Here is a 25,439-nt window from a genome sequence, read left to right as displayed (position 1 = left end):
TGAGCGTAGACGCCGTTCAGTCGGCGTCACCCTTCACGTCGCCGATCACCCGGGCCATGACGTCCCGCTCGACGAGCTTCTTTTTCCGCCGAGCCGACTCGCGCAGCGCGGCGGTGGCCACGCGGTCGATCTCGCGCAGGCTCGAGCCGGCGGCCTCGTGCAGCGAGGTCAGCGCCTCGGAGGTAAAGAGATCGCGATCGCAGCCGGCACGGCCGAGCCGCAGGCGGACATACTCGCTCGTATCATCCGCCGTCATCGGTCCGATCGACAGGCGCCGGTCGATCCGCGAGTACAGGGAGCGGTTTTTGCGCAGCTCAAGCCGGTCCTTGAGGTCGGGCAGCCCCACCAGGATCAGACTCAGCAGCGCCCGGCTGTCCCATTCGTAATTCGCCAAGATGTGAAGATGGTCCAACGTGTCCTGATGAAGTAGGTGCGCCTCGTCGAGCAGAAAGACCGGGTGAATCCGTTCTCGTCCGAGGTTCTCGACGTGCGCGCTGATCGCGTAGAAGACGGCGGCCGCGGTCGCGGCAGGGGTCAGGCCGAGGGCCTGGCAGAGCTGCCGGTAGAAGTCGCGGCGTCCGAGCGTGGCGTTGTGGCAGTAGGTCAGGCGGAATCCGGCCTGCGGCAAGCGATGGCGCAGCGCGCGCAGCACGCACGTCTTGCCGGCGCCCGGCTCGCCGACGAGCAGCACCTGGGAGCGCTCGTGGACCGCGTCGCACAGCTCCTGGACGAGCTCATGTTTCGAGGGCGGCAGCCAGAGATCGCTGTCCGGGATCTCCTTGGAGAAGGGCGACTCGGAGAGCCCGAGGAATCGGATGAAGGACTCGCTCATCGAGCACCTCCCTCGGAGCTGTCGTCGGGCTGTGAGGCCTGCGGCCTTTCGCTTGCAGCCCGCAGCAGCGCCCTCGTCGGAGCGAAGTCGGTGGGGCGGCTCGGCCCTTGTGCGAGCGGACCGCCCCGTGGCGGCCGCCGGCGCCGCGCGTTCTTCGCCGGATCGAGGAGGCGGAGCGGCAGGCGCTTGCCCTCGTGCTCGACCCACGGGGTCGCGTCCGGGGCGACGTGACAATGAGCCACCGTGACCAGCTGGCCAGCCAGGTAGCCCTGGTCGAGCTCCCACGCTTCGCCGTCGATGGAGATCACGTTGTCGCTGGACACGCGCCGCCGGCTGCGTTCGGTCAGCGCGGCGCGCAGCGCCCGCTCCTCGATCGCGCCCTCGCCGGCGGGCTTTTGCGCGTACAGCTTCGCGGGGCTCTTGCCCATCAGCCCGGCGTGCGGCGCCGCGTGATAACGCCGTTCGAGGAAGGCCTTGAGCCGAGCGTCGATGTCCTTGAGCGACGCGACCTCGCCGAGGAAGCTCAGGCACCCCTCGCGCAACGTCCGCCAGAAGCGCTCCATCTTGCCGCGCGCCTGCGGGTCATAGGGCTTCGCATGCAGCAGGGTGATACCGAGCCGCGAGCACGCCGTCCGGAGGACTTCGCCCCGGTAGGTGGAGCCATTGTCCAGGTAAAGGGCATCCGGTTTGCCGTGACGGCGAAGCGCGTCCACGAGCAGCCCGAGCATGTCGACCTCCCTCTCGGTCGAGTGCGCCTCGAGCGCGACGACGTAGCGAGAGGCATCGTCGAGCAAGCCATGGATGCGGACAGGCACCGTCCGACCGCCCATCTTGCACTGCGGCAGGTGGCAGACGTCACCGTGCCAGAGCGCTCCGGGCCGCTCGGCCTGCCAGCGCAGCCGTGTCCTCGGCTGTTGCTCCGAGCGCTCCGCCCGACGCGACAGACCCGCCGCCGCATACAACCGTCGCACGGTCGGCGCCGAGACCTGGGCCGGATCGATGCGCCCCTCGTCGACGAGCGTGCTCAGGATGAGCGACACCGAGGCCGCGGGATGCTCGCGCCGGATGTCGAGCAAGAGCTCGCGCAGCTCGGCGCGCAGCTCCTGCGCGAAGCCGCGATCGGAGCGCGGCTCGGGACGAAGGCCGGCGAGGCCTGCGGCGCGGTAGGCGTACAGCCAGCGCTCGAGCGTGGGGACCGAATAGGTGCGCGTGCTGTCGGCGCCCGGCGGCCGGAAGCGCTGGGCGCTCAAGGCGCGCAGCTCGGTGGCGAGCCGTCCGCGGCCGAGCTCGCGGTGCATGACGGGGCCGATGACCGAAGCGCGAAAGATCGCGACGGCCTCGGCGTGATCGGCAGGTCCGAGATCCATATCGAAAGGTCCTTTCTGCGCCCTGCGGCGCGGGGCCCTTGTGCGCCACCGAGGCTCGTCGAGGGAGGGATCCTCTCGGGTGGGCCTTGTTCTCTGGGCTCGTCGCTGTCAGCCGCCCTCACGCTGCGTGCGCAGCGCCGAGGAACGCTCGGTGCTCCAGCGCTTCGCCCCGGGAGGTCGGCTCCGCGTAGGCGGCGAGCGAGGCCGCCGCGCTCGCTGCCACGCGGCGCAGCATCGCGCTGGGATCAGACAACGGCAGTGCGGCAAAGAGGCGTCGATGCGCGACGGCGCGCGTCCAGCGGCGGAGCGTGGCCCAGCCGGTGAAGGCCGTGGCGCCCAGGATCGTCTGCGGGCTGATCCGCCGGCGCACCTCGCGGGCGGTCGCCAGCACCAGCCCGTAGAGCGCAAGAGCGAAGCCGATCGCCGCGGCGCTGTAGTGCCGCCGCGGCAGCAGCTCGCGTGGACCGACGAGGATCACCGCCCCGCAGGGCAGGCAGCGGTAACGGCGCAGCTTGAGCACGAGAAGAACGGCGGGCGCGTTCGGGTCGGCCGGGCCACGCACCTGCCGCTCGCGAAGGCCATGGCCGTGGAGGCCAAGAGGTCCCCCGACGGGCTGGCTCGCCGCTCCGCACGCAGGGCAGCGAGCGGGGCGCACCGCCTCGACCGTGGGCAACTGCTGCTGCCAGCTCTTGATATCGAGCGCGCTGTGGACGAGACTGTGACCGCTTCGATTCCTCGACATGCGAACCGGAGCACGACGAGGAGGTTGTCCGCCAAGACTGGGCCTCCTCGTCGCCTTTTGTGGCTGGCACCGCGCCGATGCTCCGCTCCCACTCCGCGGCCGCTCCTACACCCGTGGGCGGCGGGAAAAGTGAGGATGAGCGTGACAATTTCGGTCGGGACGAAGCAATGCATCTCGACGTGGCGAGCCGGGGCGGCGACGCGAACGTCCGCGTTCCCCATGATCTGAGAAAAAGCGCAGGGAGGAGCAGACGGAGTGAGAATTTGAGATGGGTCGCGGGAATGCAGCCGGCGGGCACGACGAGGCGCCAGGAGGCGCCCCTGCACTCACGGTGGACGATGCCTCGTGCGGGGATGCGTACCCTCCTCCATCAAGGAGCTTGAGCGAGATGTCGGCCTGAAGCCTTATTGAGGCTGGGCGCTAACAAATGGTTCGGACCGCCGCCGCCGCCGCTTCGGCGATCCAGAACGCGAGATTTGCATGATGTCCCGCCAGTTGGTAAATGTGCTGGGTCGCGAACCTGCCGACCTGCTCTGCAATGAGCTCGGCGCGCGCGATGGAGTATGGCTTCGAGGGCGGCATAGGAGGCAGTCTGGCTCGAAGTGGGCGGCGTACGTCTCGCTAACGAGACGGTCGATCAGCGGCAGCGCGAAGCGCCGTCCGCTACAGCGGTTTGTCGGGCAGCGACATGTAGACGCCAAGCCGCTCCAGCATGCAAGACTTGCATGCTAAGAGCGGATAGCGTCACGTGACGCGCGGCAAGCGCGCGGTGACGTGAGCCGCCAACTCGTGTTGCGGGAAAGACCTACCGGACTTCGCAATTAGGCTAATGCTGCCGTCCGCTCCCAGTCGAATGGAGTATTCGCCGCAGCAATCTTCGAGATGGCGCTTCGTAGCGGCGAGGCCGGCAACATAACCCAGTTCACGAAAGAAAACCATGGAACGGGTCGAGCAAGTTGGACTGAACAGACAGTGCCGTCCAGTCCACCTGGATAAGAAAATCTTGTAACCGCGGATCGCAACTACCGCGAGAAGGCCCAGCAGTCGGTCGATTATACTCAGAACATTACCGCTGTTCCCCATGCGAACACCTCGAATGCCTGCTTCGGTCCGGTACATCCCTGAGCGCTCGCCACCCGATTCTGAAATCCAATGAACAGGACACCGTGGGCACCGATTGCGGTGGCGCTCTCCTCAAGACGCTGGAGAGCGGCGTGGTACGCGCCTTGCGTGTTGAGCGTCCCGCCGCAACCATCGACCACGCTGGCGAACCCAAATACCATTTTCAATACCTGATATGATTGCGTCACCCCGCCGGAACACATCAACATGCTACCATCTCCTCCCGGAAGCGACGCGATTCGAGACCATAAGCATCGCCCCCCATTGCGTTTAGAACCGAAGCGTATGATGGCACACCTATGCCTGGCATGTCCAGAGTAAACTCAAGCCGCAGATCGTCATAGGCTAGTCCGTGGTGCGAGGTTCGGGTTCTCACGGAATATATCGATGAACGGTTGCGAAAGAACTACTTGTTCGCGGGCTCGGACAAGGGGGCTGAGCTGCTTGCCATCGGCTACACGATCTTCGGCTCGTGTCGGATGCACGGCGTCAACGAGAGTGCGCGGCAATAGCGCTGCACGGCGCCGTCTGCGTGCTCGCGGCGCCCGCCCTCGCCGCGCTCCCTGCTGTCGTGGCGCTGAACGCGGCGGTGTCGCTGGCGCTGCTGGCCATCGCCGTCCGGGCGTTTCCGCCGCCGCCGATCGTGACCATGCTGGTCGCGACGGCGTGCTTCGGCGCGGCGCTCGTGGTGCGCTGAGCGTGCGGGCGAAGATAGCCCATAGCCCATCGCAGTCGCCACGAGCGGGCCGTCGGACGAACCGTTGCGGCTTCGCTCGTTCAGGTTCCGGCGGACCGCGCCGCCATCGCGAGGCGGCGGCCCGCAGGCTGGGGCGTGAACGCGGTCCCTTCGGCGCGGCGCCTCCGGCTGCCCGTCCGCCGCGCGCCCTCCAGGCACCCCAGGCCCCACATGCGGCTCTCGCCGCGGTCGACGACCACGGCGATGGGTTGGGCGGTTACGGCGCGACGGCGAGCCCGGCGTGCCGCAACGCCCGTCGAAGCCCGGCCCCGCCGAGACCGAGCGTCAGCGCGACACCCAACGCGGAGAGGAGCATAGCTTCCACGAGGGCATGATCGCTCAGATGGGCCTCGCCCGGCCAGGGCGACGCCCGTTCGCGCGAGGCGGCCGACGGGAGCCGCGCTCGGGTATAGTCGCCGCCTATGCTCGATCGCCAACAGGTGTTGCTCCAGACGCGGGCCCGACTGCACCCGGAGCGCATCGCCCGGCGGGAGGGCGCGCTCGCGCGAGCGCGCATGCTGATCGAGGGCTCCCTCGGGCAGCTCGACGAGATCGGTCTCCGGCGGCTGCTTCAGCTCTTCAACGCCGACCACGTCGACGGCCGCGACGTGAACAATCGCTTCGCCACCGGCCTGGTCGGCAACAACGCGAACCTGCTGGTCGCCGCGCTTGACGGCGTGAACGCGGCGGTGCCTTCTTTATGGCAAGCCGACGATGCCTGGCTCGCCGAGCACCTGGTCGCGCTCCGCCGCGGGGGCAGCCTGCCGGGCGGCGGCTGGCTGTTCCCGTCGATGATCCTGCACACCCGGGATCCCATGCGCTTCTCGCCGGCGACCACGACGATGGCGCGGGGGCTCGCCGCGATCGACGGCGGCCCGCCCATCGCGCTCGGCAAGCCGACCGGGTACCTCGACTACAGCGCACGCGTCCGCAAGCTCCTCGAGGAACACACGATCTCGCCACACGGCGCCGACGTGCTGCTCTGGCAGGGGGCCCAGCTCGCCGGAGAGGCCGCGGACCCGGACGCGGGCGAGATCGAAGAATCCCCGGCCGCGACCCCCGCGCCGGAGCCCGCGCGGCCGACCGTCGGAGGCGACGCCACGACCGTCGGCCTGGCCGCTCGGGGTCTCGACTCCTCGGCCAAGCTGTCACGCTCGACCCGCCCTCCCGAGAAAGACCCGAGCGCCCCGCGGCCAGCGCCATCCACGCCTGCGAGGCCCGCCTCGGTCGGCTGGCTGCACCTCACCGACCTCCACCAGGGCATGGGCGGCACGAGCTGGCTGTGGCCGAACGTCATGGCCACGCTGTTCGACGACCTCGCGCGCCTGCACGACCTGTGCGGCCCGTGGGACCTCGTGCTGTTCACCGGGGACCTGACCCAGCGCGGCAGCGCCGACGAGTTCAAGAAGCTCGACGCCACCCTCGACAGGCTGTGGCGGCGCTTCGACCAGCTCGGCTCGCAGCCGCTGCTGATCACCGTGCCCGGCAACCACGACCTGAGGCGCCCCAGCGATCTCGATCCGTACGTGCTCGCCCTCTCGCAGTGGCACGCCAACGCGCGCCTGCGCGACCAGGTGTTCGACGTGAATGACAGCCTCGGCTACCGCGAGCGCCTCGCGCAGATCTTCAGGCCCTACACCGCGTGGGTCGATTCCTGCCGGTGGCACGTCCGCGACCGCCGGACGCTCGGTCTCCTGCCGGGCGACAGCTCGTACTCGCTGTCGCTCCACGGCCTCGAGCTCGGCGTCATCGGTCTCAACTCGGCCTTCCTGCAGCTCACCGGCGGCGACTACCAGGAGCGCCTCGCCGTGGACCCGCGCCAGCTCCACGTCGTCTGCGACGAGGACGCCCCCGAGTGGTTGCAGCGCCACCACATCAACCTGCTGCTCACCCACCACCCGCCCGAGTGGCTCCACCCGCAGGCACGCCAGGACTTCCGCCAGGAGGTCGACCCGGCCGGTCGCTTCGCCGCCCACTTCTTCGGCCACATGCACGAGGGCACCGCCACCTCGACCGCCCACGGCGGCGGCCACGCGCGTCACGCCCTGCAGGGCGCCTCCCTCTTCGGTCTCGAGGAGCACGACGGCCCCGGCGGCCGCGGCGTCACCCGCCTCCACGGCTTCAGCGCCGGCCGCTTCGAGCTGCTCCCCGGCGCCGCGCAGGCCCGCGTGCGCGTCTTTCCCCGGCGCATGTTCACGAGCGCCGGCGGGCGGAAGATCGACCGTGACGTCTCCGCCTACCACCTCGATGAGCGCGGCTCGTTCGCCTACGAGGTCCCGGCCGCCCGCCGCACATGACGCCTCGCCCGCGCCATGCTCACCCTCCGGCAACTGGTCGTGGCGCAACCTCCTCGGCCGTGCAGCCCACCCGAGCATCGAACGCATCAGCGAGGCCGGCTGGGAGGCGGACCGGGCCAGCGACGGCGGCCGGGGCACGCCGGGCCAGGGCGGCGGCGAAGGCGGCGGCCGCAGGGGCGGGCTCGGCGTGTGCGGCGCGGCGTTTAAGGGGGGCACCGGGGGAGGATCGGGCGGCGCCGGCGGGTGGTGGACGACCGACCGTGCTGCCGCAATGGACCGAAGAAACGGTGGCGACGAGCAACAACGTCGCGCAGTTCACCGTCTTCCGCATGCTCGATCCCTGTGCGGCAGGCGAAGTGTCCCCGATCCCCGGCGACGTCAAGGGGGCCGCCACCGGCGTCCCGCGCCGCTGTGCCCGCGCAACGTGCTGGCGGTGCACCGCCTTGTTGGGCCGCGCGCGTGGCTTTTCTTCGCGAGTCCGCAGAAGAGCCAGCGGCCTTTCGTGAGTACATAGAAGTGCCACAAGGGCGATGCCGTAAGCACAGGCGCGCTTTGCAGCGTGGGCGCGGCTCGCACGACAGGCGCTTCGCACCACGGCCGCTTTGCACGGCCGGCCCGCTTCGCTCCAGAGATCAGAGTTCGACACGGCACTCTGCGGCAAGATCGAACCGGCCGGGCATATCCGCGGCCCTACCGGGATACGCTACTAGTGCTGATGGCCACACGGGCAGTTGCCGATACCTACGTATCGCCCCGGGGTGGCGGCGCTCACGTAATCGCTAGGGTTGCCGAAGATGGTGGTAAAGACCGTACATCCGCGCGGAGTGGTGACAATCCAGAGAGCTTCATCGTACTGCCGTCCGTGAGCCTCGCGGCACGCCAGATCGTGCCCGTGCTCGACGACGAAATCTCCGTTGCTGCCCTGCGCGGTTAGGTACGTCTGCCATGCCTGGGCGAGCCGCCCCGCCTCTCCAGCGCACTGCTTGTCAGTCACGTTTTGCGACACCGTTACAATTGCCATCGGTAGATCTCCGTCAGTAAAAGTGTACGATTGAAACGAACTGCCGATTGCGTCCTTCGCGGCCTCCGTTACAGGGCATCGTACTTTCGCGGACATCTCGTCGTCAACTATGCGCATGGATCGCAGGGGCGGAGCGGTGGAAAATCCGCACGTAGGGTGGTTCCGGCTCCTGGTGTGGAATGATGCCCGACGATCAAACGGTTGCATGGTGCGTCAGTTCGCGAGGCTGCCGGCCCGCCTCTCAACGTGGATTTCGCGCCTACGAAGCCGATCTGAGGCGTGAGAAATCCGTCGTCGTAAACGGAAGTCCTTGAAAGAAAGGCTCGGCGTGGCGACCCGTCCGGGTTGCTATGACCAAACGAAGGCACACGCCGAGCACCTCCAAGGTGCGTCGACGCGAGTTCGGGTTCAAGAGGAAAGGCGACGGGTGGCACCCGGGGCGAATCCGGCGGCCAGATCCTGCCGGGATTCACGTCGAGCCCACGGAGAAGAACCTGACGGGCGTCGCAGGGCTTGGCCCCTTCGGCGCCTTCATCCGCGAGCTCGGCATCGACGCGGCCCTGAGCCGCAGGTTCTCCCGGCTGAAGACCGGCCGCACGGTCATCTACCCGATGGCTGCGCAGATGCGCCTGCTGATGGACAGCGCGCTCGCCGGCGAGGAGCGCGTCTTCGGCCTCGAGGCGCTCGCCGTCGATCCGCTCTTCGTGCGTCTCGCAGGCGGCGTCGTCCCGAGCATCGACACCGTCTACCGGGACCTGTGCCGGTTCGATGAGGAGGCGCTCGACGCGCTGCACAGCATGGTCGTCGACCACGGGCTCGCCCTCGTTGCTCGCCGAAAGCACCGGTTCGTGCACATCGACGTCGACACGACCGTGGAGCCGCTCTTCGGGATGCAAGAGGGGGCACTGCCGGGCCCGAACCCACGCTATCGCGGAAGGCCGAGCTATCATCCGATCCTGGCGCGCATCGCCGAGGTCGAGGCCATCGTCGGGGCCAAGCTGCGACCGGGCGACACGAGCTTCGGCGAAGTCGATGTGCCCTTCGTCGAGGAGTGCATTGACCGGGCGCGCGCCGCAGCGCCGAGCGCGGCCATCTACGTGCGGATCGACGGCGCGGGGGATTGCAGCGCCTTGATGCACGCCGTCGCCGCGAAGGGATGCTTCTTCCTGACCAAGGCGCGGATGAGCCCCGATCTGGTGGGCAGGGTCGCGTACGCCACCGGATGGCGTACCGTCGACCGGGATGCCGACGGTCGTCCTCGACGGCAGGTGACCGAGGTCCCCTTCCGGCGCAGCGGTTGGCCGAATGGAGTCCGCGTGATCGCCGTACGCACACGCGATCGGGACAACGGCAAGCAGATCTACCTCTGGGAAGGCCTCGACTACACGGTGCAGGTCTTCTTGACCAACGAGCCGGTCGAAGCGCCCGAAGACGTCGCGGCGCGGTATGACCTGCGCGCGGGCATCGAGCCGCTCATCGGCGATCTCAAGCACGGCTGGGGATGCGGTCGCGTGCCGAGCCAGAGCTTCAACGCCAATCATGCCGCGCTGCTGCTGAAGCTGCTGACCGCCAACCTGATGCGCCGGTATGTGCTCGACCATGTTCCGCACCTCGCGAGCTGGCGAACGCCGTGGCTGCGGCGCGCGCTGATCCTCGTCCCTGGAAGGTTGGCCCGCTCGAGTCGGGGCACGAAGCTGCACGTGCCGGAGCGCTCGCAGCTCGCTCGCCGGCTCAATTGAGCCCGGAACCAGCCGAATTCATGGTGGGGGTAAGGGGGACGTGTGCCTTCGCGGCGCGCTGAGCGCGCCCGATTGTAATCGACGTCGCATTCGTCGGTGGAACGCCGCTCGCGCGTCGCCGTCGGCCCACTCGTGCCCCGTGGGCGCGAAATCCACGCTCAAAGCGTGTCGGGCGTGCAACGGATCTCGTAAGGGTCGTGGGTGGTTGCAATTTACCCACGACCGGTACCGACACCTCGTGAGGTAACGGGCGGCGCTCGTCAGCCGAAACGGCCTGTTGGACCGGCCAGCATGATTGATGCATAGGCGGCCATTAGGGTCTCATCCACCCGGCAATTTAGGCCTTGACAACCTTGAGGCTACCTAGTCCTAGCTTCATCCTTCGCCCGCCGTGTTCAAACCAGAAATGGTCGTCTTTAACTTCAACTTTTCCCTCCAGAGCCGAGCCTTTAACTGCCTCCATCAATCCGACGTCTCCAAATGTGTCTTTGGCCTTAGCTAGGACACTCTCCCAATACAGAACCTCGGAAAGGCGATTTTGTATCTCGTCGACAAAGTTTTCGAATTCGCTCTCCGATATCGCACCCTCCAACTTGTCAAGACGTTCGCGCAAAAGCCTCGCGCTCCAGACGGTACTCATCTTCCAGAAGCTAGTTGGCCAAATAGTGATTCCCTGATGCCCGCCAGGCGCGATGACGGGCTTGTGGCAGAGTTGCGCGAAGGCGGCCATGAGTACGCGCTCCAGACCCGTGTCGGGCAAAAATTGCCGTACGCGGTCACAGAACTGGTCGACGCGATCCATTCCCCTCCACACACCCTGCATGCGAGCATCCAGCGCTTCGAGCCACTCGACGAGTAATGCTCTGTCGGTGATCAAGGACTCTTTCATCGTCATTTCGGATTGCGATCGCCAAAAGACGTTGATCGGTGGACACTCGCTGCGCCCCTTATGAAGTACGACGCGCCATCCATTATTCTGAGAGACGATCTCAGGGGGACTCGACGTCGGACATGTTGTGAGAATAACCTCGACGCAAGACCCGCTGGCAGTCACGCTCCAGTGGTCTTGCTCGCGCGCAGTTCGGACCCCGTCGCCTACAACCACTGCGATGTTCCAATCGCCTCCACCCACCCGAAAGGCGATGCGCCGAGGGTCCTCAAGGAGGCGTCTAGTGCCGCTGATTGTCGAGCTTGCACGATTCGACATAACCCGTACGCGGGCATTCGCGAACCAGAGCAAAACACTCTCGTCGGGCTCGTTTGGAACAATGACTTTCCACGCGCGCCACTTCGCGAGGCTGCCTCCATGTTGCGGAGGTTGCAAGAGGGGAACTGGAGTCGCACCCAATGGCATATGGTCATTCGCGGAGGTCAAAACGTAGTAGTCTCCGCCAGGGAGCACGATGTCCCGGGAAAGTACTCGAGTTCCAAGCGCGGCCGCATCGAACACCATTCGCCTTGAACTGTGGGCGTTATACGGTAGGATCTTGAGATCCATACGCTTGCGCTCGGGTAGCTCATTTTGCGAAATCTGTGCACTCCATCGAGACACTGTGTCAACAGTGAGAACCCATATTCCGTCTTCGGTTGCGCGGATGCTGCGCGCAGGAGATGCGTCGTTGTTGCCGGTCCACAGGATTGAGCCTGCAGCAGCATAAAACGGGCACTGCGGGCTCGACGTGCCACGAGCATGCGCGAAATGCACTTTGTTTCGGTCCCCGTCGCGAAGTTGGACTGGGGCTGCGCAAGCCGCATGGGGACATACGTGCGCCTCGCGACGGTGAGCTTCGCTGGCTACAACGCCGCGACCCGTGGCAACGAGAATTGCAAAGTCCATGTGAGAGCCTCAGCACGTGTTCACGTTTCACGCAGTCCGGGCGCAGCTTGAGCACGATTCGTTTCACGACGCGAGATCCGCGCTATGACGGAACCGTCGTTTCGTCGATGTACCGTCCCGCCGGTGCCCGTCCAACGACAGTGTCAGCCGAGGCGCGATGCGCTCTCGACTGCATGCAAGTTTTGCCTGAACTCGATATCGCTCGTGCTCATTGACCTGACAACTGAATGGCCTCACCACACTGAGGGCACATGTGGTGCTTCTTGAAAACAGGCTGATCTTCTGGAAAGTGCGCTCGACAATGTGGGCATGATCGCTCATCTGGGCTACGCAGGTACTCATCGGGTAGAACAGTGTTCCGGATCTTTCGACGATCCGGGTCCTGTAGCTCTAAAAGCTTCTCGACCCAATCCGGTAGCATCTGTTCGGGCTCTACGCCAGCTTCCCGCGCCTCCTTCAAAACAACATCGGACGCCTTCAAAATGTGGCGGTAATTGGGAGCGTTGAGGTGATCGATTACCACGCAGTAGTCGATGGCAAGCACCACAAACCGTTCGCCGGAATACGTTGGTGAACTGTAGTTTCGATCGTATATATGAAGAATTCTATTGTGCACGAGGTACTGAAGAGGAACGGAGCCTGCGAAACGCTCACGTACCATAAATACGCCCTGGTGCTTTCCCTGCAATATTTCTTTCAATATGCCTTGAAACAGCTTTGAGCCTGCAATGTTCTCCTTGATGGAGTCGAGCTTCTCTGCCCCAAAGTCTCGCGCGGCACTTGTCACATTATCGACGTTGATCTTTGGCGCTTCGGACTCTCTCCAGTATAGGTAAGACTTCTTGAACAAATTCAGGTAGTCCCGCGGGTTGCCGTGGGAGAACTTCAGTAACCGAACATGTGCCTCCTCGGTGAAAAGTTCAGCCAGAAAGTGGTCGGCGGAGGTGGGCAATGTCACCATGTGGCGTGGAATCCGCCGCAATGCATGGACAAGGTGCTTGTGAAGAACGGCGGGCAAAACTCGAGCGGCACGCTCAGGATTGCGCTGATAAACGAGGTCGGCATCGAGATCTATGGCCTGATAGATGTCGCCGTTGCGCTCAAAGCCAATGATGTCAAGCCCCTCGCTAATCGCGAAGTTTGTTTGAAAAGGAAGCGTCGCAATCTTGACTGCGATTTTTCTACTTGGTAGGAAAGTTCGCTTGATGAGATCCGCGAGATAAGGTTGTACAGAAGAAGTGAAGAACGCCCACTCATCCAACAGCACGTAGAGTCGCTCAAGATCGTTCGCGTCCAGGAACTGCTCGATCGCTTCGCGGATGGCGACGTATGAGATTCGCTTAGCACTAAGGTATTGCGTTTCGGTCTTCTGTTCTCTCTTTTTCAGCCAGCCCCAAAGACCCTTTGCGGTGGCGCCTGCCTTCGATGGGTCATGAGACAGTGATGCTTCGATGCTGCCCCCAGCCTCTTTGCTTTCGTGGTCGGATGTGGTCGATTTCGAGATGCCTAGAGCCGTGGGACGGTCAACGCCAACCACTGCGGCAGTCAGGAGAGTTTCAATGGCTCGATGGCTGTTCTCAGCAACGCGTTTGTCCCATTCTGAGCGTTCTGTGGGAATCTCATTCTGCCAAAGCTCGCGAGCGGCGATATCTCGCAGTCCGTCCGCAATGCGAAGGATTAGCTCGCGAAACATCTGACGGGTAGCGACCTTCGGAGATTCTGACTCTCCAGACTCAATGGCTAGATCCCTTGCGTCGATATAAATTGCGCAGTGGAGATCTTTGCTGATGTTTGTGTTTATGCTTCCTGCGAGGAATCCAAAGAGGTGAGTTTTGCCAGTTCCTCTGCGGCCATCGATGTACTGATGGATCGGTGTTGTGCATTTCTCGGCGTGGCCCATGTTTACATAGGCATCGAGGAGGACGTCGCGAGCAAGTTGCTCGCTCTTCGGGACGAGGTCGCAGACCGCTTCGAAAATAACTATGTCGCGGTAATTCATGGAATCTGTTGCTCGAGGAGATGGCTCTATATGTAATCTGTGCAGCGGATGGTGAGTCTGCCGGACCGTCGAGCGTGATCGCGCGCCAGCCGCAGTGCGCGCGGACCTCCGACCCCCGTCGTGCCGCCCCTACGCATCGTCGAATGGCAGCGTATCCGACGGCTACCCCGCCTTGTCAAGGAGACGAGCGCAGGCGCGTGCGAGCTCCACACCAGGCAAGGCGCGAGCGGGCCGTCGACGTCGTATTCGTCCAAGCCGACGAAGAAGTCCTGCAACGGTGCGGACGATCAACGGCCGGGCTATTCAAGCTCCGCGGTTTGCCGAGGCTTCCACCACGCGAGGCAGCGTCCACAGTCGCAGCAGAGCAGGCATCAACCGTGAGCCACGCGCGCGGATGGCCGCGGGCTGTCGAGGGGCGGACACCGGAGTCTCGCTATCAGGTGCCAGCGGGACGCTTGCGCGGCCGGCCGCGCTTGATCTCCGGCATCTCCGCAGGCCGGAGGAGAGCCGCCGGTGAAACGTCGAGCGCGTTCGCGAGCCGAACGAGCGCGCCCAAGCTCACGCTCTGCCGCATGCTTTCGATGTCCTGCAGCGTCCGGAGATCGAGCTCGGCAGCTTCCGCGAGGCCCTCCTGGGTCATGCCGCGCTTCTGGCGCAAACGCCGAAGGTTCGCGGCGATGTAGACCAGAACCGTGTCCAGCGTGAGGGTGCGCACCAGATCGTGCGTACACCCTTGCCCAGTCCAGAATAACGCGGCCCGACCGTGCTTTTCCTTGACGCTTCCTGCCGGCAGCCCGTAGGGTTGCAGGACCGCGAATAGTGCCGCCCGCGGGTGCTGGTAACACCCCGGGCGGCGTGGCCGAACCCCGCAGACACGAGGTCCGACATGGGAACAGTACGTTCACGCCCTGAGCAGGGCCAAGAGATCGATCCGCCGTCCCGCCGCCGTCCCCGTCCCGCTGCTTCCAACCGGCTCGCCCGCCCGCCCAAACCCCTTCAGCACCAGCCCCCTCACCCCGCCGTCTACCTCGACCCCGCCGCGCTCCTCGAACAGCGCCCGCTCATCCGCCGCACCCTCCGCGCCCGCGGCGTTCTCCCCGCCGATCTCGACGACCTTACCCAGGACACCGTCCTCGGCGCCTGGCGCAGCATGCGCGCCGGCCGCTTCCGCCCGTCTCCCGCTCTTCCTCCGGCCGACGCCCACCGCCCCTGGCTCGCCGGCATCGCCTCACGGCAGGCCTCGCACTACCGCGACAAGGCCCACCACCGCCACGAACTCCCCGCGGTCGACCCTGACCGCCTCTCCGCCTTCGCCGCTCCCTCTCCCGAGGCCCGCCTCGTTGCCCGCGGCCTCCTCCGCGCCTTCCACCGTCTCCGCCCCGAGCTGCGCGAGATCCTCTCGCTCGCCGCCACCGGCCTTTCCTCGCTCGAGATCGCCGCCTCCCTCTCGCTCCCGCGCCCCACGGTCGCCACCCGCCTCCGCCTCGCGCGCCGCCTCTTCGCCCGCGCCCTCACCCGCTCTCGGAGGTGGCCCCGATGCGCCCGATGAGCCGCGCCCCCGTCGACGCCCCCGCCGAGACGGCGGCCGAGCTGCCGACCGCGACCGAGGCCGCCCTCCTCGAGCTGGTGCTCGGCCTGCCCGGCGTCGGCCCGCGCCTCCTCGGCACGGCCGCACTCCCCTCGCTCGGTCGCCTCTCGCCCGCGGCGCTGGCCGAGCGCACCCAGATCGCCCTCTTCGACGCGACCCGGCTCGCCGCCGCCTTCGAGCTCGGCCGCCGCTACCACGCCGCTCGCGCGCGCCGGGGCGCGCTCCTCACCGACGCCGCCCGCGTGGCGCGGTACTTCGGCCCGAGGCTGGCGTCCCTGGTCCACGAGGAGCTCTGGATCGCGGCGCTCGACACCCACGGCCGCGTCCGCGAGACGCGCCTGCTCGCCCGCGGTTCCGACGACGCCCTCCACGTCGGCCGCTCCACCGTCCTGCGCACGGCGCTGGACATGGCCGCCCACAGCTTCGTCCTGGCCCACAACCACCCGAGCGGCGACCCGACGCCGACCCGCGAGGACGAAGCGATGACCCTGGAGCTGCGCCACCTCTCGGCGGAACTGCACGTCCCGCTCACCGCCCACGTCATCGTCACGCCCAGCGGCCGCTACGCCGCCGTCCACGAGTAGGCCCTCGGGGCGCGCAGCGCCCCTGCGCATCCAGCCCGCCACCTCCAGCGCACCACCCCCGCCCGCATCTCCGTAGCCTCCGGCAGCCGCACAATCAGCTGGAGCACGCGGAGCCGAAGGCGGTGCCTTGGTTCTCCCAACCTCGGTCGGGTCACTCCGCCTCGTGGCCGGGGACCGTCGCCTCTCACGACGAGCGGCGCGTCCACGTGCGGGTCGAAGAGATCGTCCGGCAAGAAAGGCGTGGTCGCGCGGACAGAGCTCACGCCGGACGAAGCCCTGTCAGGGGTCAAAGAGTAACTTCGGGTGGATCTGGAGGGATCACGATGCGCGGCGAGCTCGGCGCGGTAAGCCGGAGGAAGTCCGAGCCGTTGAACGTCACGAGCGCATCCGCGCCGGCATGCTCGGCAGCCACGAGGTGCAGGGCATCGAAGAGGACGCCGGAAGAGAGCAGGCGATCGGTGCACCGCTGCATCGCCTCGTCGTACACGGCCGGATCCACAGGGCGGACGTCGTACACACTCCGGACCCGACGGACGACTTGCAACGCCTGCTCCGGGCTCGCTCGCGCCGGCTTCGGCAGGCGGGTGAGCACGGACCAGAGCTCCGCGAGGGCGTGCCAGGTGGCCAGGCCGCTCACCCGTCCCTCGGCCACCGCGTCGATCCAGACGACGGCGCGATCGTGGTGCGGATGCGCCCGGTGCAGTCCGGCGACGAGCACGCTCGTATCGAAGGCGAGCTTCACGAGTCTCCCTGGATCCGGTTCGCTCGTGCATCGCGATCGGGGCGATGGTCGAACACTTCCGCCGGCATGGTGGCGTCAGCGTCGACGAGCAGCAGGCCGTGCCGCTCGGTCAAGGTGACGCCCTCACGTCGAGCTGGATGATCTGCAGCAGGGACGTCGCTGGCGGCCTCGTGCGCGACCAGCTCGATCACGCGAAGCCGATCGGTGACAGGGAGGGCGCGGATGGCGGCGACGATCTGCTCGACAGTCATGCCCGGCAGGATGCCATCCCAGCAGCTGGGAAGGAAGTCGAGGATCGGTTGCAGATGCGTTGAACAGGCGGAACGAGCGCGGGCGCGTCCTCGGCGAGCAACTCCGCCACGTCGTCCAGGAGTTCCGCAACCACGGGCAACTCCTTGCGCTGCCGCGTATCTGCTCGGGCGTGAGCGGCGAGCTCGTCACGCCCAGCATGTCGGCCACCTCGCGGGTGCTCTGCGGCGTCACAGGCTCGTTGCTGCTCGGCCCCTTGGTGGGGCTCGAGCTCTTCTTCGTCGTTGTTCGGAGGGCCATGAAGTCCCCCTGGCGGGTTCAAGGTCGATGATGGCTGCGTCAGCATGGAATGATGGGTCGGCCATCATCGAAGCCTGCGCGGCCAACCCCGGAGCAGGGCCCGGCCAACCTTCAGCACGGGTTCGGCACCATCGCGACGGGAGCGGTGGTGTACGTCTGCCGCGAGGCGCATGTGAAACGCTCCGGCATCCAGCCGCCGATGGGGAAGCGCGCCTGCGCAGCCGCCGAGCCGCGCGGTACAATCCCCCCGTGAACCTTCCCGAGCTGGAAGCCGAAGCGCTGAAGCTGCCCGTCGCGGAGCGCGCACGTCTCGCAGAGACGCTTCTGGCAAGCCTGGATGAGCTCTCCGAGGAGGAGCACAGGCGCCTCTGGACCGAGGAAGCGACGCGCCGGGACGCAGAGCTCGACGCAGATCCGTCCCGGGGGCGACCGGCCGAGGACGTCTTTCGTGACGCCCGCGCGCGGCTCCGGTGACGCTCCCGGGCATCGTTCACGACCGGGCGGAGGTCGAGCTGAACGAGGCCAGCCTCCGGCAGCGGCGGCTCAGGCTGGCGGATGGCGCCCCCGCCCCATCTGGTCCGGCCTGGTGGATGGCCATCGCGGAAGTCTCTGGTCACGACACCGGGCAGGATCCGCGCAATGACGGCCGGCGAGACGCCTGGCGCCGTATGCCTGGATGGCGTGGAGTGCGGCACAGCCCGCCGCGATGGGGGGGGCTCGTCCGTCGCATCCGTGCGTGATACGCTCCACCCAAGATGGTCGATCCTGAAGCGGCACCTCCGGTCTACAATGAGGACGGCGTCGACCTCACGCTCATCCGCTGGATGCTGAGCCTCACGCCAGCCGATCGGGTCGCCACCCTCCAGGCCCACATCGACTTCGTCATGCTCGCCCGTGAGAGCAGGCGCGCGCGAGAACCGCATGCCCGCTCCGACGAAGATCGCTGAACTCCTCGGGGTGCTCGCCCGGCATGGAGTCGACTTCATTGTCGTCGGTGGCGTCGCCGCCGTGATCCAGGGAGCCCCCGTCAACACGTTCGATCTGGACGTCGTACACGCTCGCACGCCGGACAATATCGAACGGCTGCTCGGTGCGCTGCGTGAGCTCGATGCCGTCTACCGGATAGATCTCCAGAGGAGGCTTTCACCAACCGCCTCTCATCTGGCCTCCACTGGGCACCAGCTCCTGGCGACCAACATGGGAACGCTGGACCTTCTGGGCACAATCGAGGAAGGGACATCGTACGGCGAACTCTTGGCCGACAGCGAGGAGCTGGATCTCGGTGGGATCTCGATACGTGTCATCACGCTCGAACGGCTCATCGCGATCAAGGAGAAGCTCACCCGACCCAAGGACCAGCTCATGCTCCAGGTGCTCCGCGCGACGCTCGACGAACGGAGACGGACCTGAGCACGGATGCCGTTGGCATCTCTCGCGTCCCTCGTGCACGAGGAGCTCTGGATCGCGGCGCTCGACGCCCACGGCCGGGTCCGTGAGACGTGCCTGGGTGGGAGGTCGGCTCCGTCTCCCTGGCCGAGAGGCGGGTCGTCCGGCGGCTGGTCGGGCGCCTGGCGTGGCGGGTCGCCCAGCGATCCGGGCGCGCGCGGCGACGCCTCGTCCCTGAGCCCGCGGGCGCGCCCCTCGCGGTGAGCCCGCGGGCGCGCCGCTCGCGGGCACGACCCTCGGCTCCCGTCGATTCGCGTTCGTGATGGCTGCCCCGGTGGCGTTCGCCGAGGGCGAGTCGGAGTGACCGCATCCGCGGGCCTCCCCAGCCATCCATGGGGCAGAACGAATGGAGCAGAACGAGGGGAACCTTGGCGCCTCCAGCTCGGAGGTCGTGGATGTCGATGCCGTTCGTTTCGCAGACTCCACTTCGCCCGTGCCCTCACCCGCTCGCGGAGGTGGCCCCGATGAGCCCGATGAGCCGCGCCCCCGCCGAGACGGCGGCCGAGCTGACGACCGCGACCGAGGCCGCCCTCCTCGAGATGGTGCTCGGCCTGCCCGGCGTCGGCCCGCGCCTCCTCGGCACGGCCGCTCTGCCCTCGCTCGGTCGCCTCTCGCCCGCGGCGCTCGCCGAGCGCACCCAGATCGCCCTCTTCGACGCGACCCGGCTCGCTGCCGCCTTCGAGCTCGGCCGCCGCACCCACGCCAGGCCCACATCGACTTCGTCTCGCTCGCCCGTGAGAGCAGGCGCGCGCGAGAACCGCATGTCCGCGCCGACGAAGGTCGCTGAGCTCCTCCGTGTGCTCGCCCGGCACCTTTCGTGCTAAAACGTGCTAAAAACAGGCTTGCCCGCCTCTCCGAGCAACCAAGGACGGAACATGGCAACTCGACAGATTGTGGTGGATGTGCCCGAGAAGGTGCTCCTTGCGGAGAAGATGGACGAAGCTGAGTTCGCGCGAGAGCTCCGCACCCTCGCCGCGGTCAAGCTGTACGAGCTGGGGCGGCTCTCGTCCGGCCGCGCTGCGGAGCTCGCCGGCATGGCGCGGGTCGAATTTCTGTTGAGTCTGGGTCGCTACAAGGTTTTCCCTCTCGACGCCGAGCTCCGCGCGCTGGAGGCCGCCGTTGGTTGAGGCCATCAGCAATACCTCACCCCTGCTGTACCTTCACCGCATCGGCGCCATCGACTGGCTCGCCGAGATGTTCAAAGACGTCTGGGTCCCCAGCGCTGTGGATCTCGAGTTGAGGGAGGGGCGACGCAAGGGGTAGGAGGTCCCCACGCTGAGCACTCATGGGTGGGTGAAGATCGTCGACCCCCAATCCATGCCGTCGGAATGGCTCGCGCTCGACTTGGGAGCGGGAGAGCTTGCAGCCATGGCTCTGGCTCTGGAAAATCCGTCGCGTGTGATTCTCCTCGACGACGCGCTGGCACGACGCACGGCTCAAGCGGCAGGGCTGGTCGTCTGGGGAACGCTCAAGATCTTGCTGGAGGCAAAGTCTCGAGGGATCACGCAAAACGTCGGGCCGTGGGTCGACAAGCTCGCCGATGCGGGCATGTGGCTGTCTGGCGAGGTCCGCCAGAGAATCCTGTCGCTGGCTGGGGAACGGGGTGAGCTGCCGCCTTGATGAACCCTCGATCGTCGAAGCGGCAACGATCCGACCCCAGCGGCGCCCCGACGCCGACCCGCGAGGACGAAGCGATGACCCTGGAGCTGCGCCACCTCGGCTCGGAGCTGCAAGTTCCCCTCACGGCCCACGTCATCGTCACGCCCAGCGGCCGCTACGCCGCCGTCCACGAGGTTGCCCTCGCCCCGTGCAGCGCCCCGCCGCCGGCGCGCTGCGCCCCTGCGCATCCAGCCCGCCACCTCCCGCGCACCGCCCCCGCCGGGAGCTCCGCGAGCCCGGGCAGCGGCAGAGGCGCTGGAGCACGTGGAGCAACCGACCGCGGCTTGGCTAGCCCGAGCTCGGTCAGGTCGCTCCGTGCCTGCGCACCGCCAGTCGGCGTCGGCCATCGCCGGCGTCGCGGCATCTCCTCGCCGATGAGGAAGCGGACCTGCGCAGCCTCCGAGCCGCGCGGTACAGTCCCCCCGTGAACCTTCCCGAGCTGGAAGCCGAAGCCCTGAAGCTGCCCGTCGCGGAGCGCGCACGTCTCGCAGAGGCGCTTCTGGCAAGCCTGGATGAGCTCTCCGAGGAGGAGCACAGGCGCCTCTGGACCGAGGAAACGACGCGCCGGGACGCAGAGCTCGACGCAGATCCGTCCCGGGGGAGACCGGCCGAGGACGTCTCTCGTGACGCCCGCGCGCGGCTCCGGTGACGCTCCCGGTCACTGTTCACGACCGGGCTGAGGTCGAGCTGAACGATTGTGCGCCCGACGTGCGACCTCGACCTGGATGACACGCGAGAAAGGCGCTCGCGAGGTCGGGCAGCGGGAGCCACCCGGCCGCTGCGACGTCCAAGGCGGGAGGACTGCGACGGGCGTACGCGCACAGGGCGACGACAGCCGGCCGGCTTCGGGAGCCATGCTCGCTCGCTATCGTCGGGGATCACCACCGTGGTACAGTGGGTCAGGAGCCCGACGCCGATGCATGATCGCCAAGCCGAACGAACAGCGGCTGAACCCTCCGACGCCGAGAAGAGCTGGGATCAGCGGATTCTCGAAAGAGTTCCCTCCGGCGTTGATCCATCGCTCATCGCCGAGAACCTGCGCTTGACTCCCACCGAGAGAGTCGAGCGGATGCGGAAGGCACTGGAGTTCATCGAGGAAGCGAAGGCAGCCCATGGTCACCGACCTTCGGCGCGTCGTTGAAGCGCTCGTCGGTGAGCATGTCGATTTCGTGATCATCGACGTGCTCGCGGGTAATTCAAGGCCAACTTCGAGCGATGCGTGCGCTCCTGCTCGGCAGGAGGATGGGAGGTCGGCTCCGCTGGATCTGGCAACGAGCTAGGATGTCGGTCGGGAGCGAGCGTAGGGCGAGGGAGGGCACCCCGCCGGGACGACACCCCGCCTCGCGAGGGACCGGCGACGAGCCCTTCCCGTGCGAGCGATTTCTGCTAGACTCATATTGCATGTCGATGGTCGACACCTCGCCGCAAGCGGACGCACGCTACCACGAGCTGCTTCGGCGTATGCCTCCGGAAAAGCGGCTCGAGGCTGCGATGCGGCTGAGCCAGGCGGTCCGTGAGCTCGCCCTCGCGAGCATCCGTGCTCGCCACCCAGGGGCGGACGACCAGGAGCTTCGCGTCCGCCTTGCGGTGAGGCTGTACGGGCACGACTGTGCGCGCCGGCTGTTCGGTCACGTGCCGGCCGACGCCACGTGACGTCATGAGCAGCTCGACGGATGTCGTCTCCGCGCTCGACGTGGCGTTGCGCGTGGCCGCCGCGCTCGAGAACCTTGGGTGCGAGTATTTCATCGGCGGCAGCCTCGCGAGCTCCCTCCAGGGTGAGCCGCGTGCGACGAACGATATCGATCTGGTCGTCGCGATGATGCCCCGTCATGTGCGCGCGTTCGCGGAGCTGCTTGGCCCGGACTTCGAGGTGGATCAAGAGATGCTTCGCGACGCCCTGACCCGCGGAAGTTGCGCGAACATCTTCTACCTACCGATGGTGACGAAGATCGACCTCTTCGCTCTCGGGCCGAGCCCCTACGATGAGGTCGAGTTCAGTCGCCGGCGAAAAGTCAAGGTCCGCGCCAGCGGAGAGGAGCTGTTTGTCAAGGCTCCGGAAGATACCATCCTCCGGAAGCTGCTCTGGTACCGCGAAGGTGGTGAAGTCTCGTCCAAGCAATGGCGTGACATCGTCGAGGTGCTTCGAGTCAGCGGGGCCGAGATCAACGACCAATATTTAAGCATGTGGGCTGAGAAGCTTCGCGTCGATGACCTCCTCACTCGCGCGCAAGCTGAGGCCGCTGCGAAGCTCGGTTCGCAATAGCTTGCTTGAGAGATGGGCCTCGCACCCAGATCGCGCTGTTCGACGCGATCCGGCTCACCGCTGCCCTCGAGCTAGGCCGCCGCTACCACGCCGCCCGCGTGGCGCGAACCTCACGCTCATCCGCTGGATGCTGAGCCTCACGCCAGCAGATCGGGTCGCCGCCCTCCAGGCCCACATCGACTTCGTCACGCTCGCCCGTGAGAGCAGGCGCGCGCGAGAACCGCATGCCCGCTCCGACGAAGATCGCTGAACTCCTCGGGGTGCCCGCCCGGCATCGGGTCGACTTCATTGTCGTCGGTGGCGTCGCCGCCGTGATCCAGGGAGCCCCCGTCAACACGTTCGAGCAAGGAGAAGCTCACCCGACCCAAGGATCAGCTCATGCTCCAGGTGCTCCGCGCGACGCTCGACGAACGGAGACGGACCTGAGCACGGATGCCGTTGGCATCTCTCGCGTCCCTCGTGCACGAGGAGCTCTGGATAGCGGTGCTCGACGCCCACGGCCGGGTCCGTGAGACGTGCCTGGGTGGGAGGTCGGCTCCGCTGGATCTGGCAAGGAGCTCGGACGTCGGCCGGGAGCGAGCGCGCGGCGAGGGAGGGCACCCCGCCGGAACACCCCACCGTTCGTGCGACCTACTCTTCAAAGCGACCCGTGGCGTCACGATCGCGGTCGTATCGTCTCGTGAGTGGAAACGGCGGCAACCAGGGCTCGCGACGAACGATCCAGCTTTCGTAGGTTGGCGTCAGTTGATCTGGGGCATCCAGGGATCCCAGGTTCACTTCGATTTCGTCTGCGCTGCGCGCAAAAACAGGCGAGCCGCATCGGGGACAGAAGAACCGCCCGGCGTAGTCGCGGGTTTCGCCATCGATCGTCACCGCATCCTGAGGGAACACCGCAGAAGCGTGAAAAAGGGCTCCATGATGCTTGCGGCAGTCGAGACAGTGACAAAGGCCGACCCGGTAGGGGAGTCCCGACGCCACGATTCGCACGTCGCCGCACAGGCAACCGCCGGTGAATCGATCCATGCTGCGTCTCCTCTAAAATCAAGCGGTCGGAATGGTTGCAACGAACAGCACTGTCATCGCTATTGCGCTGAAGCCCGGCCGGTGAAGGCAGGCTCGGGAAGATCCGCTGCATCAGCGACGCTTGGATCAATCCGAGGAACCTGTGTCCTCGAGGCAGCCGCTGCGGCCGACGGTTCCGCTTGCGCTCGGATCAGCTCGGGCTCTGTGACGCGATGAGCGATCGCAGCCAGTCGTCCGAGGCCTTGCGGTACTCGGGGATGCGGCTCCGCTCGGCCGCGGCGAGCGCCTCCTTCAGCCGAGGCGCGTCGAGGTCGTGGATGTAGCCGGGGGTCCCCGGCTGCTGGCGCCACGAGTCCTCGAGGCCGCCCGCGTCGACCGCATCGAAGCCGAGCTCGTCGACGAGGCGCATGACCTTCGCCCGCGCTTCCGGCGGATCCCCCGCGATCGGGAGCGCGACGCGCCCCGGCGTGCCCTTCGGCTTGCCCTTCGCGAGCAGGCTCTCGAAGTAGATGTTGTTGAACGCCTTGACCACCGGCCGCCCGATCTGCTCGGCGACCCACGCGCTCTCGACCTGCCCCGCCTCGATGGCCGGGATGCTGCCGTCGCGGACCGGGTAGTAGTTGTTGGTGTCGATCACGACCACGTCGGCGGGCACGCCGGCGAAGAGATCCTTCGGCAGGTCCACGACCGCGCGCTGGGGGATCGTAACGACCACGATCTCGCCGCCGCGCGCGGCCTCCGCGGCCGTGACGGGGGTGGCCCCGCTCTCGGCGGCAAGCTCGCGCAGCGTGTCCGGCCCGCGCGAGTTCGCGATCACGACCTGGTGACCGAGCTTCCCCAACAGCTTCGCCAGCGACCCGCCGATCAAGCCGGCGCCGATGATTCCGATCTGCATTCGTCACTCCTTCGAGCCGAGCCGCCCGCGATCGAGCGCGGACGCCGGCGGTCCAGGTGCATCGTCTGACGCAGACGGGCGATCGCTCGCGCCGTTCACGTCGGGGATGGGCTGTACCACGACCAGCCACCTTCGGCCCGCGCAGGAGAAGCACACTGCGCCCCGCCGGCGCCGCGCCCCTGCGCATCGAGCCGCCAGCCCCAGCGCATCGCGCCGGCCCACGGCTCCGCAAGCCTCCGGCAGCAACGGCTCAGGCTGGCGGATGGCGCCCCCGCCCCATCTGGTCCGGCCTGGTGGATGGCCATCGCGGAAGTCTCTGGTCACAACACCGGGCAGGCTCCGCGCAATGACGGCCGGCGAGACGCCTGGCGCCGCATGCCTGGATGGAGTGGAGTGCGGGCATCGTGCCGAGTGGGGCCGGTGTTTGCCGTCAAACGGTGGGCACAGTGCCCCCGTCGATCAGGTACTCGCTCCCATGGATGGACGCCGCCCTGTCGGAGGCAAGGAATGCGACGAGCTCCGCGACCTCTTCGGGCCATGCGGGACGCCCGATGGGGATACCACCGAGCGCGTTCATGATGCCCTGCCGGGCCGTGTCTTCATCCGTGCCGGCGCCATGTGCGGGAGCAGCGCGCGATCGAGACGCACGGCGGCCATGAGGTTGAGCGACAGCTCGTCGTGCCAGATGTCCTCGGTGAGCGACGCGAAGCCGCCGCCCGGCGCAGAGGAGCCGCCGACGGTGTGGACCAGGATGTCGATCCCGCCAAGCTCGTCCAGGACCGCGCGGACGACGGCGTCCACCCCTGCCACCGTGGCGAGGTCGGCCTGTACGAAGACGTTCGGCGACTGGCCTGCCGGGAGCGCAGAGCGCGCCGTGGTCGCCGTCACGGCGCCCGCCGCGCCGAGGCGGCGGACGATGGCCTCGCCCGCCCCCTTGGTGCCGCCTGTGACGAGCACGCGCTTGCCGGCGAACTCCTCGGGATCGATCGAGAATCTTC

General features: G+C 67.0%; 29 protein-coding genes and 2 pseudogenes. 18 read left to right on the top strand and 13 right to left on the bottom strand.

The window, feature by feature from the left end:
- Positions 1-16 precede the first annotated feature (16 nt).
- The 5 genes from WMF27_RS37470 to WMF27_RS37450 all read right to left on the bottom strand — a co-directional run bounded on the left by WMF27_RS37470 (position 17) and on the right by WMF27_RS37450 (position 4,272).
- On the bottom strand, positions 17-832 hold the full coding sequence (locus WMF27_RS37470; RefSeq protein WP_437943389.1) for an ExeA family protein: 816 nt from the start codon (positions 830-832) through the stop codon (positions 17-19).
- Positions 829-2,199 (bottom strand): DDE-type integrase/transposase/recombinase, encoded by a 1,371-nt coding sequence (locus tag WMF27_RS37465; protein ID WP_437943388.1) that lies wholly within the window; start codon positions 2,197-2,199, stop codon positions 829-831. Before WMF27_RS37465 ends, WMF27_RS37470 begins: the two co-directional genes overlap by 4 nt.
- Before the next feature lie 118 nt (positions 2,200-2,317).
- The gene (locus WMF27_RS37460) at positions 2,318-2,719 is read right to left on the bottom strand and encodes a hypothetical protein (RefSeq protein WP_437943387.1); all 402 of its coding nucleotides are present in this window, start codon (positions 2,717-2,719) and stop codon (positions 2,318-2,320) included.
- Positions 2,720-3,685: 966 nt separating this feature from the next.
- The gene (gene yidD / locus WMF27_RS37455) at positions 3,686-4,024 is read right to left on the bottom strand and encodes a membrane protein insertion efficiency factor YidD (protein WP_437943386.1); all 339 of its coding nucleotides are present in this window, start codon (positions 4,022-4,024) and stop codon (positions 3,686-3,688) included.
- Positions 4,000-4,272 (bottom strand): heavy metal-binding domain-containing protein, encoded by a 273-nt coding sequence (locus WMF27_RS37450; protein WP_437943385.1) that lies wholly within the window; start codon positions 4,270-4,272, stop codon positions 4,000-4,002. The genes yidD and WMF27_RS37450 overlap by 25 nt, the downstream gene beginning before the upstream one ends.
- Before the next feature lie 263 nt (positions 4,273-4,535).
- Here WMF27_RS37450 and WMF27_RS37445 point away from each other — a divergent pair, with 263 nt between their 5' ends.
- Positions 4,536-4,760 (top strand): hypothetical protein, encoded by a 225-nt coding sequence (locus WMF27_RS37445; RefSeq protein ID WP_437944567.1) that lies wholly within the window; start codon positions 4,536-4,538, stop codon positions 4,758-4,760.
- 461 nt (positions 4,761-5,221) lie between these two features.
- Positions 5,222-7,096, top strand: a complete 1,875-nt coding sequence (locus tag WMF27_RS37440) for a metallophosphoesterase family protein (RefSeq protein WP_437943384.1) — start codon at positions 5,222-5,224, stop codon at positions 7,094-7,096.
- A 706-nt stretch (positions 7,097-7,802) separates the two neighbouring features.
- Here WMF27_RS37440 and WMF27_RS37435 read toward each other — a convergent pair.
- A complete protein-coding gene (locus WMF27_RS37435) occupies positions 7,803-8,117 on the bottom strand; it encodes a hypothetical protein (protein WP_437943383.1) in 315 nt (104 codons plus the stop codon).
- 350 nt (positions 8,118-8,467) lie between these two features.
- Here WMF27_RS37435 and WMF27_RS37430 point away from each other — a divergent pair, with 350 nt between their 5' ends.
- Positions 8,468-9,856 (top strand): IS1380 family transposase, encoded by a 1,389-nt coding sequence (locus WMF27_RS37430; protein ID WP_437763081.1) that lies wholly within the window; start codon positions 8,468-8,470, stop codon positions 9,854-9,856.
- 337 nt (positions 9,857-10,193) lie between these two features.
- Here the strand turns inward: WMF27_RS37430 and WMF27_RS37425 are convergent, their stop codons facing one another.
- The 3 genes from WMF27_RS37425 to WMF27_RS37415 form a co-directional block, all read right to left on the bottom strand.
- Positions 10,194-10,745, bottom strand: a complete 552-nt coding sequence (locus tag WMF27_RS37425) for a hypothetical protein (protein WP_437943382.1) — start codon at positions 10,743-10,745, stop codon at positions 10,194-10,196.
- Between the two features lie 1,156 nt (positions 10,746-11,901).
- Positions 11,902-13,692, bottom strand: a complete 1,791-nt coding sequence (locus WMF27_RS37420) for a hypothetical protein (RefSeq protein ID WP_437943381.1) — start codon at positions 13,690-13,692, stop codon at positions 11,902-11,904.
- Positions 13,693-14,128: 436 nt separating this feature from the next.
- Positions 14,129-14,407: a helix-turn-helix domain-containing protein gene (locus WMF27_RS37415; protein WP_437943380.1), complete on the bottom strand. Its 279-nt coding sequence runs from the start codon at positions 14,405-14,407 to the stop codon at positions 14,129-14,131.
- A 171-nt stretch (positions 14,408-14,578) separates the two neighbouring features.
- On the opposite strand from WMF27_RS37415, the gene WMF27_RS37410 reads away from it, so the two are divergent.
- Both WMF27_RS37410 and WMF27_RS37405 read left to right on the top strand, forming a co-directional pair.
- Entirely contained in the window at positions 14,579-15,241 is a 663-nt protein-coding gene (locus WMF27_RS37410) for an RNA polymerase sigma factor (protein WP_437943379.1), read from the top strand.
- Positions 15,238-15,864, top strand: a complete 627-nt coding sequence (locus WMF27_RS37405; RefSeq protein WP_437943378.1) for a JAB domain-containing protein — start codon at positions 15,238-15,240, stop codon at positions 15,862-15,864. Before WMF27_RS37410 ends, WMF27_RS37405 begins: the two co-directional genes overlap by 4 nt.
- A 286-nt stretch (positions 15,865-16,150) precedes the next feature.
- Here the strand turns inward: WMF27_RS37405 and WMF27_RS37400 are convergent, their stop codons facing one another.
- On the bottom strand, positions 16,151-16,606 hold the full coding sequence (locus tag WMF27_RS37400; protein ID WP_437943377.1) for a type II toxin-antitoxin system VapC family toxin: 456 nt from the start codon (positions 16,604-16,606) through the stop codon (positions 16,151-16,153).
- A 44-nt stretch (positions 16,607-16,650) separates the two neighbouring features.
- Between WMF27_RS37400 and WMF27_RS37395 the strand changes: the two genes are divergently transcribed.
- The 13 genes and pseudogenes from WMF27_RS37395 to WMF27_RS37335 all read left to right on the top strand — a co-directional run bounded on the left by WMF27_RS37395 (position 16,651) and on the right by WMF27_RS37335 (position 22,523).
- Positions 16,651-16,920 (top strand): hypothetical protein, encoded by a 270-nt coding sequence (locus WMF27_RS37395; RefSeq protein WP_437764106.1) that lies wholly within the window; start codon positions 16,651-16,653, stop codon positions 16,918-16,920.
- On the top strand, positions 16,917-17,186 hold the full coding sequence (locus WMF27_RS37390) for a hypothetical protein (protein ID WP_437764107.1): 270 nt from the start codon (positions 16,917-16,919) through the stop codon (positions 17,184-17,186). The genes WMF27_RS37395 and WMF27_RS37390 overlap by 4 nt, the downstream gene beginning before the upstream one ends.
- Positions 17,187-17,404: 218 nt before the next feature.
- Positions 17,405-17,629 carry an addiction module protein gene (locus tag WMF27_RS37385; RefSeq protein WP_272102540.1) on the top strand — a complete coding sequence of 75 codons (225 nt, stop codon included), beginning with the start codon at positions 17,405-17,407 and terminating at the stop codon, positions 17,627-17,629.
- A 281-nt stretch (positions 17,630-17,910) separates the two neighbouring features.
- Positions 17,911-18,102, top strand: a complete 192-nt coding sequence (locus tag WMF27_RS37380; protein WP_437943376.1) for a hypothetical protein — start codon at positions 17,911-17,913, stop codon at positions 18,100-18,102.
- A complete protein-coding gene (locus WMF27_RS37375) occupies positions 18,077-18,565 on the top strand; it encodes a nucleotidyltransferase (RefSeq protein ID WP_437764108.1) in 489 nt (162 codons plus the stop codon). The genes WMF27_RS37380 and WMF27_RS37375 overlap by 26 nt, the downstream gene beginning before the upstream one ends.
- A gap of 500 nt (positions 18,566-19,065) precedes the next feature.
- Positions 19,066-19,305, top strand: a pseudogene (locus WMF27_RS37370) (JAB domain-containing protein); the annotation flags it as partial.
- 171 nt (positions 19,306-19,476) lie between these two features.
- On the top strand, positions 19,477-19,728 hold the full coding sequence (locus WMF27_RS37365; RefSeq protein ID WP_129572626.1) for a UPF0175 family protein: 252 nt from the start codon (positions 19,477-19,479) through the stop codon (positions 19,726-19,728).
- Positions 19,729-19,894: 166 nt separating this feature from the next.
- Positions 19,895-20,221, top strand: coding sequence for a DUF3368 domain-containing protein (locus WMF27_RS37360; RefSeq protein WP_437764109.1), 327 nt, complete (start codon positions 19,895-19,897; stop codon positions 20,219-20,221).
- A complete protein-coding gene (locus WMF27_RS37355) occupies positions 20,221-20,688 on the top strand; it encodes a JAB domain-containing protein (protein ID WP_437943375.1) in 468 nt (155 codons plus the stop codon). Before WMF27_RS37360 ends, WMF27_RS37355 begins: the two co-directional genes overlap by 1 nt.
- The gene (locus tag WMF27_RS37350) at positions 20,685-20,909 is read left to right on the top strand and encodes an addiction module protein (RefSeq protein ID WP_437764111.1); all 225 of its coding nucleotides are present in this window, start codon (positions 20,685-20,687) and stop codon (positions 20,907-20,909) included. Before WMF27_RS37355 ends, WMF27_RS37350 begins: the two co-directional genes overlap by 4 nt.
- A 267-nt stretch (positions 20,910-21,176) precedes the next feature.
- The gene (locus WMF27_RS37345; protein ID WP_437943374.1) at positions 21,177-21,401 is read left to right on the top strand and encodes a hypothetical protein; all 225 of its coding nucleotides are present in this window, start codon (positions 21,177-21,179) and stop codon (positions 21,399-21,401) included.
- Positions 21,402-21,661: 260 nt separating this feature from the next.
- On the top strand, positions 21,662-21,913 hold the full coding sequence (locus tag WMF27_RS37340) for a hypothetical protein (protein ID WP_104985568.1): 252 nt from the start codon (positions 21,662-21,664) through the stop codon (positions 21,911-21,913).
- Between the two features lie 4 nt (positions 21,914-21,917).
- Positions 21,918-22,523: a hypothetical protein gene (locus WMF27_RS37335; RefSeq protein ID WP_437943373.1), complete on the top strand. Its 606-nt coding sequence runs from the start codon at positions 21,918-21,920 to the stop codon at positions 22,521-22,523.
- Between the two features lie 630 nt (positions 22,524-23,153).
- On the opposite strand, the gene WMF27_RS37330 is transcribed toward WMF27_RS37335, so the two are convergent.
- The 3 genes and pseudogenes from WMF27_RS37330 to WMF27_RS37320 all read right to left on the bottom strand — a co-directional run bounded on the left by WMF27_RS37330 (position 23,154) and on the right by WMF27_RS37320 (position 25,428).
- A complete protein-coding gene (locus WMF27_RS37330; protein ID WP_437943372.1) occupies positions 23,154-23,546 on the bottom strand; it encodes a GFA family protein in 393 nt (130 codons plus the stop codon).
- A 190-nt stretch (positions 23,547-23,736) separates the two neighbouring features.
- Entirely contained in the window at positions 23,737-24,441 is a 705-nt protein-coding gene (locus WMF27_RS37325; RefSeq protein WP_437943371.1) for an NADPH-dependent F420 reductase, read from the bottom strand.
- 430 nt (positions 24,442-24,871) lie between these two features.
- Positions 24,872-25,428, bottom strand: a pseudogene (locus WMF27_RS37320) (SDR family oxidoreductase).
- Between the last annotated feature and the right edge of the window lie 11 nt (positions 25,429-25,439).

Origin of the sequence: Sorangium sp. So ce281, assembly GCF_051527395.1 — a bacterium.
Lineage (GTDB): Bacteria > Myxococcota_A > Polyangia > Polyangiales > Polyangiaceae > Sorangium > Sorangium cellulosum_B.
Note: the sequence above shows the minus strand (reverse complement) of the source record. Positions and strands in the feature narration are given on the sequence as shown.

Excerpts from the sequence above, each read along its gene's own strand:
- WMF27_RS37470 (WP_437943389.1), bottom strand. The coding sequence starts at position 832 with ATGAGCGAGTCCTTCATCCGATTCCTCGGGCTCTCCGAGTCGCCCTTC.
- WMF27_RS37465 (WP_437943388.1), bottom strand. The coding sequence starts at position 2,199 with ATGGATCTCGGACCTGCCGATCACGCCGAGGCCGTCGCGATCTTTCGC.
- yidD (WP_437943386.1), bottom strand. The coding sequence starts at position 4,024 with ATGGGGAACAGCGGTAATGTTCTGAGTATAATCGACCGACTGCTGGGC.
- WMF27_RS37450 (WP_437943385.1), bottom strand. The coding sequence starts at position 4,272 with ATGTTGATGTGTTCCGGCGGGGTGACGCAATCATATCAGGTATTGAAA.
- WMF27_RS37440 (WP_437943384.1), top strand. The coding sequence starts at position 5,222 with ATGCTCGATCGCCAACAGGTGTTGCTCCAGACGCGGGCCCGACTGCAC.
- WMF27_RS37435 (WP_437943383.1), bottom strand. The coding sequence starts at position 8,117 with ATGGCAATTGTAACGGTGTCGCAAAACGTGACTGACAAGCAGTGCGCT.
- WMF27_RS37430 (WP_437763081.1), top strand. The coding sequence starts at position 8,468 with ATGACCAAACGAAGGCACACGCCGAGCACCTCCAAGGTGCGTCGACGC.
- WMF27_RS37425 (WP_437943382.1), bottom strand. The coding sequence starts at position 10,745 with ATGAAAGAGTCCTTGATCACCGACAGAGCATTACTCGTCGAGTGGCTC.
- WMF27_RS37420 (WP_437943381.1), bottom strand. The coding sequence starts at position 13,692 with ATGAATTACCGCGACATAGTTATTTTCGAAGCGGTCTGCGACCTCGTC.
- WMF27_RS37410 (WP_437943379.1), top strand. The coding sequence starts at position 14,579 with ATGGGAACAGTACGTTCACGCCCTGAGCAGGGCCAAGAGATCGATCCG.
- WMF27_RS37405 (WP_437943378.1), top strand. The coding sequence starts at position 15,238 with ATGAGCCGCGCCCCCGTCGACGCCCCCGCCGAGACGGCGGCCGAGCTG.
- WMF27_RS37395 (WP_437764106.1), top strand. The coding sequence starts at position 16,651 with ATGGTCGAACACTTCCGCCGGCATGGTGGCGTCAGCGTCGACGAGCAG.
- WMF27_RS37380 (WP_437943376.1), top strand. The coding sequence starts at position 17,911 with ATGGTCGATCCTGAAGCGGCACCTCCGGTCTACAATGAGGACGGCGTC.
- WMF27_RS37375 (WP_437764108.1), top strand. The coding sequence starts at position 18,077 with ATGCCCGCTCCGACGAAGATCGCTGAACTCCTCGGGGTGCTCGCCCGG.
- WMF27_RS37365 (WP_129572626.1), top strand. The coding sequence starts at position 19,477 with ATGGCAACTCGACAGATTGTGGTGGATGTGCCCGAGAAGGTGCTCCTT.
- WMF27_RS37355 (WP_437943375.1), top strand. The coding sequence starts at position 20,221 with ATGAACCCTCGATCGTCGAAGCGGCAACGATCCGACCCCAGCGGCGCC.
- WMF27_RS37345 (WP_437943374.1), top strand. The coding sequence starts at position 21,177 with ATGCATGATCGCCAAGCCGAACGAACAGCGGCTGAACCCTCCGACGCC.
- WMF27_RS37340 (WP_104985568.1), top strand. The coding sequence starts at position 21,662 with ATGTCGATGGTCGACACCTCGCCGCAAGCGGACGCACGCTACCACGAG.
- WMF27_RS37335 (WP_437943373.1), top strand. The coding sequence starts at position 21,918 with ATGAGCAGCTCGACGGATGTCGTCTCCGCGCTCGACGTGGCGTTGCGC.
- WMF27_RS37330 (WP_437943372.1), bottom strand. The coding sequence starts at position 23,546 with ATGGATCGATTCACCGGCGGTTGCCTGTGCGGCGACGTGCGAATCGTG.
- WMF27_RS37325 (WP_437943371.1), bottom strand. The coding sequence starts at position 24,441 with ATGCAGATCGGAATCATCGGCGCCGGCTTGATCGGCGGGTCGCTGGCG.